General features: G+C 54.8%; 7 protein-coding genes and 3 pseudogenes. 2 read left to right on the forward strand and 8 right to left on the reverse strand.

Features of this window, described 5'->3' with window-relative positions:
- The 5 genes from CV944_RS04990 to CV944_RS05010 form a co-directional block, all read right to left on the reverse strand.
- Complete coding sequence (locus CV944_RS04990) at nucleotides 1-648, reverse strand: SdpI family protein (RefSeq protein WP_015375227.1); 648 nt, start codon at nucleotides 646-648, stop codon at nucleotides 1-3.
- Nucleotides 635-919 (reverse strand): autorepressor SdpR family transcription factor, encoded by a 285-nt coding sequence (locus tag CV944_RS04995; protein WP_015375228.1) that lies wholly within the window; start codon nucleotides 917-919, stop codon nucleotides 635-637. Before CV944_RS04995 ends, CV944_RS04990 begins: the two co-directional genes overlap by 14 nt.
- A 332-nt stretch (nucleotides 920-1,251) precedes the next feature.
- A complete protein-coding gene (locus tag CV944_RS05000; protein WP_033009713.1) occupies nucleotides 1,252-2,799 on the reverse strand; it encodes an acyl-CoA carboxylase subunit beta in 1,548 nt (515 codons plus the stop codon).
- Nucleotides 2,800-2,858: 59 nt separating this feature from the next.
- Nucleotides 2,859-4,514 (reverse strand): AMP-binding protein, encoded by a 1,656-nt coding sequence (locus tag CV944_RS05005; RefSeq protein ID WP_100663922.1) that lies wholly within the window; start codon nucleotides 4,512-4,514, stop codon nucleotides 2,859-2,861.
- 253 nt (nucleotides 4,515-4,767) lie between these two features.
- A complete protein-coding gene (locus CV944_RS05010; protein WP_033009714.1) occupies nucleotides 4,768-5,283 on the reverse strand; it encodes a DoxX family protein in 516 nt (171 codons plus the stop codon).
- 366 nt (nucleotides 5,284-5,649) lie between these two features.
- Between CV944_RS05010 and CV944_RS05015 the strand changes: the two are divergent.
- Nucleotides 5,650-6,030, forward strand: a pseudogene (locus tag CV944_RS05015) (diguanylate cyclase); the annotation flags it as partial.
- Nucleotides 6,031-6,152: 122 nt separating this feature from the next.
- Here CV944_RS05015 and CV944_RS05020 read toward each other — a convergent pair.
- Nucleotides 6,153-6,665, reverse strand: a pseudogene (locus tag CV944_RS05020) (sodium:solute symporter family transporter); the annotation flags it as partial.
- 158 nt (nucleotides 6,666-6,823) lie between these two features.
- Here CV944_RS05020 and CV944_RS05025 point away from each other — a divergent pair.
- Nucleotides 6,824-8,065 (forward strand): aminopeptidase, encoded by a 1,242-nt coding sequence (locus CV944_RS05025; RefSeq protein WP_033009718.1) that lies wholly within the window; start codon nucleotides 6,824-6,826, stop codon nucleotides 8,063-8,065.
- A gap of 220 nt (nucleotides 8,066-8,285) precedes the next feature.
- Here CV944_RS05025 and CV944_RS05030 read toward each other — a convergent pair whose 3' ends face one another.
- Together CV944_RS05030 and CV944_RS05035 are read right to left on the reverse strand one after the other, a co-directional pair.
- Complete coding sequence (locus CV944_RS05030; protein WP_100663920.1) at nucleotides 8,286-11,066, reverse strand: tetratricopeptide repeat protein; 2,781 nt, start codon at nucleotides 11,064-11,066, stop codon at nucleotides 8,286-8,288.
- Between the two features lie 153 nt (nucleotides 11,067-11,219).
- A pseudogene (locus tag CV944_RS05035) lies at nucleotides 11,220-11,401 on the reverse strand (IS701 family transposase); the annotation flags it as partial.

Genomic DNA, 11,401 nt, shown 5'->3' on the forward strand with positions numbered 1-11,401 from the left:
TTATGAACGGTTGCGCTGTTCTTGCTGCTCATAAAGAAACGATTGAACGATGAGATACAAATTGCCGACAACGATGATGACGAGAAACAAAACAGCCCTCATCTCTCCGCGCCAAAACGCGGTGAGCATCGACAAAATCCCCATCGCGATAAACACCTTGCCGCCAAGGCGGTGCGTTTTGTTCCAAACGGCCTCGCTTTCCAACGTCCACGGCGTGCGGATGCCGATAAAATAATTCGGTTTGATTTTCGGCATGTAGTTTCCCAACACGATGAACAGCACTCCGACACCAATCGGCACAAGCCGTCCAACATCGACCGGAACTCCGAGATTGTACGCCAATGTTGCGATATGCAGGAGCAAGAAAAAGAAGGCGAGCGCCGCGTTGACAATGCGATAGCTTTTTTGAAAACGGCCGTAACTTTCTTTTTTCGGGTCAAACTTCGGCAACACTCCCATCAACATGATGAGAAGTGTCATCAATAAGGGGGGAAGGAAGGCACCCAACCATTTGTTGCTGAAGCCGTCGGCTTCACCCGCTGCGTTCCAGTGAATGGCCACTTGATCCGGCAAATAAGGAATGGCAGCCAGACTGATGACATAGGCGAAAACTGTAAGCATGATCGCAAGCCGATTACTCTTCCACATGTTTCTCTCCCCTTTCGACAAAATCGTAAAACCAGCGCAGCAAATCTTGAAACACCGTCGTGTTCAGAGAGTAGTAGATATGCTGTCCCTCACGCCGGTCTTGCACCAAATCAGCCTGTTTGAGAATTTTCAAGTGATGCGAGACGCTCGGTTTTTGCATATCAAAATGCGAAGCGATCTCCCCTGCTGTCAACTCCCCGTTCCGCAACAAGGATAAAATTTTCCGCCGCGTCGGATCGGCGATCGCTTTAAACGCTTCGTTGAATGACAATAGCGATCCCACCTTGCAAACGAGTTTTCGTTGGATAAACCTCTAAAGGGGCATCTTTCGTTTATCACAGCTTCGCGTGCGGCGCATGCAACCGACTTTTCATGCCGGTCTATAGTTAGGCATTTAGAAAATTATCTAAATACAGACAAAAACATTCGATATTTAGACATCTTTCTAATTAAAGAATATTCCATTTCCATTGAATTGTCAATGTATGTTCCGACTTTTCATATCTCACATGCGATGGGCGGCTGCTCCCCCTCCATGGAAGAGAAATAGCCAAGCACAGCCCCCTCCACCACTGGCAGAGGGGGATTCCCCATTAACTTCCATTAAAACCCCGTCGGCCAAGCGGCGAGCAGCCGCTCGCTTTTTTCGCGCTTGGATGTAAGCAAATATTCAAGTGTCTGGCAAAGGAATTTTCTCGTCTCCGCCGGATGGATGACATCGTCGATCAAATGTTTGCGCGCCGCCCCATACGGCGAGCTGTCAAACGACCACTGCTTGAGCAGCTCCTGACGCCGCTCATGCGGGTTGTCGGCGCGTTCAAGCTCGCGGCCGTATACGACGTTGACGCCGACTTCCGGACCGGTGAAATTGATTTCCGCGCTCGGCCAGGCGACAACAACATCCGCCCCCATCCCCGGTCCGCACATATTGCCGTACGCCGCGCCAATGCTTTTGCGGATGACAACCGAAATTTTCGGGACGGTTGATAGAGCAAGCGCCTGATTCCACACCATAATTTTCGTCGCCATTTTCGCTTTTTCCGCCTCCACGCTGATGCGAAACCCCGGCGTGTCATGCAAAAAGATGAGTGGAATATGATACGAGTCGCACAAGCAAATGAATTCCGTCGCCTTTTGGCATTCCTGCGGCCCGGGCGCTCCTGCATATTGGTTGGGCTGATTGGCGATGATGCCGACGACATGGCCGTTTAAATGCGCCAAAGCGGCGATCAGCGCCTTGCCGAATTGTTTCTGGTACTCAAAATAGTCCCCTTCATCAACAAGGCAGGCGATGATGTTTCGCATATCATAGACGCGGCTACGTTTGTCCGGCAAAATTGAAAACACTTCCTCAACCATCCGGTATGGGTCATCGTCCGTCTTCCGCATCGGCGGCCGCTCGTTCGCATTTTGCGGCATGTATGAAAAAAATCGTTTCAGTTGCTCGATGCATTCTGCCTCTGTCTCGCCATCGGCGTCAATTTGCCCTGTATACTGGTAATGAATGTCTACGCCCCCAAGCTCTTCTGGAGAAACGCGCTGCCCGTTTGCCAGCTCGAGCATGCGCGGCCCGGCGATCGCCATGCATGTCCCCTTCAGCTGCGTGACAAAGTCGCAGCTGACCGCCGTCCATGTCGGACCGCCGTAGCTGTCCCCCAAAATCGCCGCCATCGTCGGCACTTGCCGGTGGTGGGTGAGCAGCTCGCGCGGAAACAATTTGTCGCTGATCCCGTCCGCCCCCATTCCATCCGGCATGCGCAGCCCGCCGCCTTCATGGAGGAAAAACATCGGCAAGCCATTGCGCACAGCCAGTGCATGCATCTGCCGCGACTTGCGCAAATGAACGCTCCCCTCCGTTCCCGCGAGCACCGTTTTATCCCCGGCGATGATGACCGCCGAGCGGCCATTCACTTTGCCGATGCCGGCGACAAGCCCGTCTCCGTACGTCGTTTCTTCCAAGCCGGGCTGGTCGGATGTGTTCAGCTGTCCGAACTCGATAAACGTTTCGGCATCGACAAGCAGGTCGATCCGCTCTCTAGCCGTCAGCAGCCCTTTCTCGTGCTGCTTGGCGATCTTTTCCTCGCCGCCGCCCAGCGCAGCGCGCGCCTTTTTCGCCATCAATTCGTCTGTTAATTGCCGCAAATGTTTCATCGTGATCCCCCTTTTCCAGAAAAAGGCGGGGCGGCCCGCGCCAAAACCCCGCCGCGATGTTATTCCCTCGGAAGCAGCTTTCGCAATACTTTGCCTGACGGCGTCGCCGGCAGTTCATCGATGAACTCGATATAGCGCGGATATTTGAACGCCGCCATATGCGTTTTCGCCCATTCGATCAAGTCAGACGGCGCCACCCTTCCTTTGTACGAATCATGGAGAACGACAAACGCTTTCGGCACTTCCCCTTTCATCGGGTCAGGCACGCCGATGACCGCACATTGCTTGACGGCCGGATGTTCGTTCAACAGTGCCTCGACGTCTTCCGGAAAGACGCTGTAGCCGGACACTTTAATCATTTCTTTCAACCGCCCTTGGAAATACAAATAGCCGTCTTCATCGACATACCCGATATCGCCAGTGTACACCCACCCATCTTTCAGCGTCTCGCTCGTCGCGTCATCACGGCGAAAGTAGCCTTTAAAGACACCTGGATTTTTCACGACAATTTCCCCCGACTGTCCGGGCCCAAGCTCCCGTTTCGTTTCCGGATCGATGATGCGAATGTCCGTCTCATACGTCGGGATGCCGCACGAGCCAAATTTCACACGGTCATCCGGCATAAACGTGTCACACGTATGCGTCTCGCTCAGCCCGTAGGCGGCTTCGTACAACAGGCAGCCGCCGGTCGCTTCCGCCCACCGCTCGGCAAGGTCTTTCGTCACCGGCAGTCCGAAGCTCGTCGCCAAGTTGCGTTTTAAACTCGACAAGTCGGCAGAGGTGGTTGACAGCACTTGCAAAATGGCCGCATTCATCGGCGCGATGCTGTACCATGCCGTGACTTTGTACGTTTCGATGGCTTTGATCGTCGCCATCGGATCAAAGCGGGTAAACAGCACGCATGGATGTCCCGTGTACACCGGCGTATTCAGTCCCATCACCATGCCGGCAATATGGCAAAGCGGGGAATGGGCCATAAGCTGTTCGCGTTTTTCCGTCAGCCGGTTCGCCTGGGCGGATGCGGCCGTCTTAAATAGCGCATTGCCATAGGTGAGCATCGCTCCTTTCGGCCGACCGGTCGTACCCGATGTAAAAATGATCAACCCGACATCGTTCCATAAGTCAATAGAAGCGGTCTCATCAAGCGGCGGATAGGCGGCGATGATGGCCGCAAAATCGTCCGCGGCGCTCATCGCCTCTTTCGGTTGCACAAGCTCGGCGCAAAGCGGGATGCCCCCTGCCGGATCGGCGTAATCGCCGTAGTGGCACGTTACGATAAACGACAGAGGCGCTGTTTGTTGTTCGGCTTGTCGAACGCGCGGCACTCCTTCCTCTCCGGCGATGATGCCGACAAGCGGCACTTCAGCGAAAAAATAGGCGAGCTCCGATTCCCGGTACATCGGGTTGAGCGGGACGACGACGCCGCCTAACTGCTGGATGGCGAAGTGGGCGATGATGTATTGCGGACAGTTTTGCATGTACAAGGCGACATAGCTCCCTTTCCTCACCCCTTTTTCCTGCAAATAGCGGGCAAAACGGCGGACGTGATCCAGCAATGTTCCCCAAGTGACCACCTTGTTGTAGAAGATGTACGCCGGCTCGTTTTCCTCGCGTTCGCCGCGATGGCGCAAATAATGATAGAGCGGCTGTTCGCCGAGCACATAGCGGAGCTTCTTCGGCAATCCGCTCGGCCAATACGGGCGTGTTTTGTTCATCCGTTTCACCATCCCTTATTAAAAATACTGAACGGTTAGTATGTCCCTTGGTAGAAAACGCTTTCAAACACTTGTTCATGCCTCCTGCTTCATCTATATGCATATCATTTCGCCGTCATTCATCAATTTCCTTTCTCGAACAGCCAAACTATTTTCTCCGACGCGGCAAACGGCCGCCCCCTTCCACATTGGAGAAGGAGCGGCCGTTCGGAAAAGGAGGAAGCCTGAAGCAGCGCACGCGGCTTGATGGCGGTCATTGATGCGTTGCCGCCGGTCGGTGTGGACGATGCGTTTTATCCGTCCACCAGTGACGGAGATATGGCAACACCCACCGGTCCAAACCGTATCGTCCCGCATTGGCTCCGGCGACGAGGATGAAGACGGTGAGCAGCACCATTTGCGGGTTCGTGCTCGTCGTGCCCGAGAACATGAAGGCGAAGTTCATGACAGCTCCCATGAGTGCGGCAAAAGTCGTAAACAATCCGAGAATGAGCGCGATCCCGACGAGAAATTCCCCCCATGGCACGAGGAAGTTGAACAATCCGACATTCGGCAGCGCTACGTTTTCGATAAAGCCCGCCCACCAGCTTTGCACGGCCGGGTGTTCGCCCGTGGCCTTCGCCAACGCTCCTTTTAAAAATCCGGTGGCGTCAAACCCTTGCGTGATTTTTTCCCACCCCGCCATCATCCATTCATACCCTAAATACAACCTTAACACCACCATCAACGCCGACGCTGTGACGTGTTCGCGCAACCATTTGACAACCATCGTATTTCTCCCCTTTCGTTTTAGAAGATGTTCTTTACACTTTTATCTTAATCGTTTTTTCGCCTGGCGGCGCAGAGTTGCTCACTATTTCACAATATCTTCAAAAAGTTATGACGGAATGATGAATGCAAGATTCGTTTCATCGCAGTAGGCCTTTCCTCACAGGAAAAAGGATTGGCGTCTTGCCTCTCATACCGGAAAATAAAATAAACAATGTTAATTTTTAGAGAAAAGGAACGATTCAATGGAGGGGAAAAGAAAGAACATGCTACTAAGACAAATGGATCACTTGTACGAGCAAATTGTCGAACATACGAGCCAAGGGATTATGGTGACTGATGCCGACGCCCGCATTCGTTCAAACGGTTCAACGACACGTACGGCCATCAATGCGGAGACGACTGTTTGCGCAAAGTCGCCTTGCCGCTTGAACAAACAGCCAAGCAATACGGCGGGACGGCAGCGCGCTATGGGGGGGAGGAATTTGCCGTCATTTTGCCGCACACTTCGCCGTCCGAAGCAGCGGCTGCCGCTGAGGCGGTGCGGGCAAACGTCGAGCGGCTCGCCATTCCGCACGGTTCCTCGCCCGCTGCTTGTGTCGTCACAGTCAGCGTCGGAGCCGCCGTCGCCGTCCCGCAACCAAACGAGAGCGCGGAAACCGTTCTTTCCCTTGCCGATCAGGCGCTTTATCGAGCCAAACAAAACGGGCGCAACCGGATGGAAATCGCCTGTCCCGCTCGTGGATGAACCTCCTCCTTTTCTCAAAAGAAGCGAGATATCGTCAAGCGTTCAGTGCAGATACGCAACAATCAGAAAGGGTGCCCCGCTTCTTTCGGGACACCCTCATGTTCATGTACTGACGTTATCGGTTACATCGTCCGCTGCCGGTCAGGGAACAACAGGCTAAACAGCACCCCGGCCGCCAGCGCAATGGCAAATGTCGCAAACCGCGAGCTAACGATGGCCTCAAGCGGAGAGGAAATCCAAATGACCGTGCTGACAAAACCGGCCACAATCGTCGCGATGACGCCGATGCCGGAATACCGCTTCCAGAAGAAAGAGAGCAAAATCGCCGGCGACAACGTGCAGCCGATCCCTGCCCATGCCCAGCTGACAATAAAATACACAAGCGACTCGGATGTCATCGCCAACACCAAGCCAAGCAGCCCGGCAACGACCACCACCGCCCGAGAAAGCGCGACAAGCTGTTTTTCCGACAGGCGAAGGCGCAGCGAGCGGCGGACAATATCTTCGCTGATGGAGCTCGTGATCACGAGCAGCTGCGAATCGGCCGTTGTCACGATGGCGGCCAAAATGCCGGACAAAAGCACTCCCGCGAGCCACGGCGGCAATAAATCGAGCACCATGTGCGGCAACACCGTTATGTGTCAACCCATCCTGTTATTCCAACATGAGGCGCGTCCTACATCGGAACGTTTCGCTCTCGTCCGGACAGCGTCCACATGTAAAGTTCCCTAAGTTGCAAGGCGGTGGGAATTATAATAAAGTGGAGATGAATCCAAAAAAAGGAGTGAACAAGATGAACCGTTGGGAGAAGGAATTGGACAAATACGCCGAACTGGCGGTGAAAGTCGGGGTGAACATTCAGCCCGGGCAGACGCTGTTCGTCAACGCCCCGCTCGAGGCGGCGCCGCTCGTCCGCAAAATCGCCAAAACGGCGTACGAAACCGGGGCAAAGCATGTGTATGTCGAGTGGAACGACGAGGCGCTTACATACATTAAATTTCACCACGCCCCAGAGGAAGCGTTTTCCGAATATCCGATGTGGCGGGCAAGAGCGATGGAAGAACTCGCCGAACAAGGCGCTGCCTTTTTATCCATTTACGCCCCGAATCCGGACTTGTTAAAAGACGTCGATCCAAAGCGGATCGCGACCGCCAATAAAACAGCGGCGCAAGCGCTCGCCAACTATCGGAGCGCCATTATGGCCGACCGGAACTGCTGGTCGCTCATTTCCGTCCCCACACCGGCGTGGGCGCAAAAAGTATTTGGCGATCTGCGCGATGAAGAAGCCATCGACAAATTATGGGAAGCGATTTTCCGCATCACCCGCATCGATCATGACGATCCGATCGCTGCCTGGCGCGAACATAACGACCGGCTCGCCCGCATCGTCGATTACTTAAACAACAAGCAATACAAACAACTCGTTTATGAAGCGCCAGGCACCAATCTCACAGTCGAGCTCGTCGACGGGCACGTCTGGCACGGCGGCGCGGCGACGAGTCAAAGCGGCGTGCGCTTCAATCCGAACATTCCGACCGAAGAAGTGTTTACCATGCCGCATAAAGACGGCGTCAACGGCACAGTGCGCAACACGAAGCCGCTCAATTACAACGGCAACGTGATCGATCGGTTTACGCTCACGTTCAAAGACGGTCAAGTCGTCGACTTCAGCGCCGAACAAGGATATGAGACGCTTAAGCACTTGCTTGACACCGATGACGGCGCGCGCCGCCTCGGGGAAGTCGCCCTCGTGCCGCACCAATCGCCGGTGTCGCTGTCCAATCTCATTTTTTACAACACGCTGTTTGATGAAAACGCCGCTTGCCATTTGGCGCTCGGCAAGGCGTATCCGACCAATATCGAAAACGGCGCCTCTCTTTCCAAAGAGGAGCTTGACCGCCGCGGCGTCAACGACAGCCTCGTCCACGTCGACTTTATGATCGGCTCAGCTGATCTGAACATTGACGGCGTGACGAAAGACGGGAAGCGCGAGCCGATTTTCCGCAGCGGCAACTGGGCGTTTGAGCTGCAATAACCCTCCATTCCACAGTTGCTCGGGCAAGAAAACAAGGCTGTTGCCAAAAGCGGGGCGAGCCCCTTTTGTCAACAGCCTTTTTCCATATTTCCCTCGCGTCGACCGGGGGATGGCCGTTTTGGCGCAGTTTTCGTTCTTTTTTCGTCAAACGGATCACATGCGCAGGCCCTGCGGTGAAAAGTCCGTTTGAGCCCGCCCAACACCGGCAATCAGCCGATGGTTACACGTGAATCGTCGCCGCAGCCGCCTGCGCCAGCTGTTCGCATTGCCGCAAACGGATGCCAAAGAGGACAAGCGGGTCGCGATACGCTTCGGGATTCGTGCGCATCTGCTTCAATTCCCCTTCTTGGGCGGCAATTTCAAGCTCCAGCCGCTCTAGCGTTTCCCGCAGCATCGTCGCTGGCGCTTGGAAAAACTGGGTGACGTCGCGCTCAATCGACTTCGCAAACCATTCAAACGGCAACAGCAGCTGCCGAGCGGCCGTTTCGGCCACATCGATGTAATCTTGCGTTTCGATCAGCTGCTTATATTTTTGCGCCAGCATCGCCTTATTTTGCGCGAAGGCGCCGAGCAGTTTGCCCGCTCCTTTCAACAGCAGCTGACCCGGCGTCCGGCGGAGGAAAATGTTCAGCTTCTCGATTTGCGCCCCGCTCGTCAACCGGCTGATGTCACGCCGCCAGTCAGCCACAATGCGAAAATCGCATTCGAGCATAAGCCGCTCTTCGCCAAACATGGCGTTAAACCCTTCGCTCATTTCATGCAAAAACACCTGGCATTCATTGAATTCGTCCTCCGCCGCTGCAATCCACTGTTCCATAGCAACTCGCAGCTTTGGCAACACCTCTTCGTTGAGATAAGCGCGAAGCCGTTCATTCGCTTTGTCGTTCAGCTCAAGAGGCAAGCGGGAAAAATCGCTGTTTTCGCCCACCAGCTCCGCCATGTTGCGCAACAGATCGGGAATCGCCTTTGTCAGCTCACCCCGCATGTCCGCCAAGACGGTGTGGAATGACTTGGCCGCTTTGGCCGTTTTCTCCTCTTGCAGGTCGCCAAGCTGATGAATGGCGCCGCTCAGTTTGGCCGCCATTTCTTTTTTCCATACGACCAGCTCCGCCAATCGACTTTCCGCCTCGGCCCGCTGCCGGAACAAATGAGCGATGAACCGGCCGGTCGTCGTTAAAATCGCTTCCTCGCGGCGGATAGAAGACACGCATCGGCGCATCTCCTCCAGCAAGCCGATGAGGGCTTGCTGCTGCTTGCGGCTTGGCGCATGCGGGGAATAGACGATGACACGGGCTTCCGGAACGATCGTACGAACGTGCGCTTCCACTTCCTCCACCATTCGCGCCGTCTCCTCTTCATCCACCATCCCGTCGCCCGGAGGAAGCAGCACGTACATCGGCACATGCGGCGCCCGCTCATGAAGCCGCAGCAACAGCTGCTCATCAGCGCTGGAAAGCGGATCCTCACCGTTCAGAAGAAAAAGAACGCTGTCAGCGAGCGAAAACGATACGAACGCTTCATGGTCGAATGAAGCGCGCCCGCCGAGCGGCCCGATATCCAGCAAGACAATCCCTTGCGGCACGAGTGAAAACGGCGCCGCGCATTCAATGACAACATCATCAGGAAATCGGTTGGCGCGTCCTCCCGCCGCCTGTTGAAATTCATCAATGCTCGAGAAAACGGTAAACTGATCGTCGCTGATTTTCGCCACTTCCAGCTCCTCGCCGTTTCTCCATGCCAGCACCGGCGCAGATGGCGCCGCCAACGCCGCCTCGCCGACCAACGTCCGCAAAAACGCCAACCGTTCATGGCGCGACGCTCCAGCGACCAAAACGCAATGCGTCCGCGAATCGGACAACTGCCGCACGACCCAGCGGAAGCGGAAGTGCGAACCCGCCCGCTGTTCTTCCGCCCAATCGGCTATTTCGTCAAACAGCGACACACCCGTCTCCCGAACGGGCCGTTTCGCATGAACGAGCCGCTTAGCGGCGTCGTTGATCGTCTCTTCTTGAAACGCCTCAGGAAATTTCTCGCTCCACGCCAACAAGGCAGCCGCCGCTGCCGCTGCCTCCGGACCGTCGGCTAAACTCATCCAGCTTTTCACAAGCGGCGGCGCCACTTCCACCAACTCTTTTAATCGGTACGGACCTTTCATCAATCCCGCATACGCATCCGCTAAAAGAACAGGGATTCTCTTCCAGTCATAGTCGCGACGGATCTCTAATTCCTCATAGAGACGATTCCACTCCGCCAGCCACGAAAAATAAAGGTCGCCATCTCGATACCCGTTCCATAGCGCCTGCACGAGCCGCTCAAATTTCACCCGATCCGTTTCATACAGCAGCGCCAGGCAGCGTGAAAACCGCTCAGGCGCCATCACTCTCGCATGCCCTTGTTCCACATAACCGATCAAGATGTCGACCCAACGGCGCGCCGATGTCCGCAACGTCTCTCCTAACGCAAGCTCAACGGCGCTTTCCCAATCACCTTGCTCCTCGAAAAAGGCGCGCGCCCATTCGGTCATATTCGGATAATCCGGATACCGCGACACCCCGCGCTTAATCATATCATCCGCTTTCGCATTTTCCCCCAGCTCACGGTAGAGCGAAAACAGACGCAACATGATTTCTGCCTGCAACGTTTCGCTGTCCGTCTCAATCGAACGGTACAGCTCCTCGGCCAGCTCGAGACGGCCAAGCTCATAGCAGCTGTCGGCGATGTTTTTTTGCGCCCAACGGCGCAAATCATCGCGCTGGACTTGTTCCCATTTAAAAATGGCCGCTTCATAGTCGTGGCAGTGGAAATACACTTCCCCTTGGGCAAAGCGAATCGACGACAAATCCGCGCCATCCCGATGCGCCGCGAAAAACATCTCGCCAAGCGCGCGGACAACGTCGCGTTCCCCCGTCTCGACAAGCGTCTCATAAAATGTTTTATGAACAAGTTGCTGTTCAAACCCCATGTCGATCACCTGACTCGTATATTTGCCATGCATGTTCATTGTATGGCACGTTTTCGAATTTTATTTCTATCCTATACATTTTAACAAACTTTCGCCGCCATGAACGTTTCAATTTGTTTTCATTTGCGAGACAAAATTCGACCCAATAGGCGATGAGGCCAACTAAAGGAACTTACAATGGTGGTTACGCCCACGAGCTTGTCGAAAAAAACATTCGATCGACCAGCGTTGGGCATAGTGGCGCAAGATGTCTTCATCGCTTAGCTCCCGGTCGGTGCTCAAGACGCAGTGAAGATGTTCCGATGTCATCGGCTGATTGGCTTTCCAAGCGAGCAGCACCACCGCATGGTCGAGACCGTTGAGCGCTCCTTCGT

The organism is Geobacillus sp. WSUCF-018B, assembly GCF_002809985.1.
Taxonomy (GTDB): domain Bacteria; phylum Bacillota; class Bacilli; order Bacillales; family Anoxybacillaceae; genus Geobacillus; species Geobacillus thermophilus.

Coding starts and splice junctions, on each gene's coding strand:
- CV944_RS04990 (WP_015375227.1), bottom strand. CDS start 648: ATGTGGAAGAGTAATCGGCTTGCGATCATGCTTACAGTTTTCGCCTAT.
- CV944_RS05000 (WP_033009713.1), bottom strand. CDS start 2,799: ATGAAACATTTGCGGCAATTAACAGACGAATTGATGGCGAAAAAGGCG.
- CV944_RS05005 (WP_100663922.1), bottom strand. CDS start 4,514: ATGAACAAAACACGCCCGTATTGGCCGAGCGGATTGCCGAAGAAGCTC.
- CV944_RS05010 (WP_033009714.1), bottom strand. CDS start 5,283: ATGGTTGTCAAATGGTTGCGCGAACACGTCACAGCGTCGGCGTTGATG.
- CV944_RS05025 (WP_033009718.1), top strand. CDS start 6,824: ATGAACCGTTGGGAGAAGGAATTGGACAAATACGCCGAACTGGCGGTG.
- CV944_RS05030 (WP_100663920.1), bottom strand. CDS start 11,066: ATGAACATGCATGGCAAATATACGAGTCAGGTGATCGACATGGGGTTT.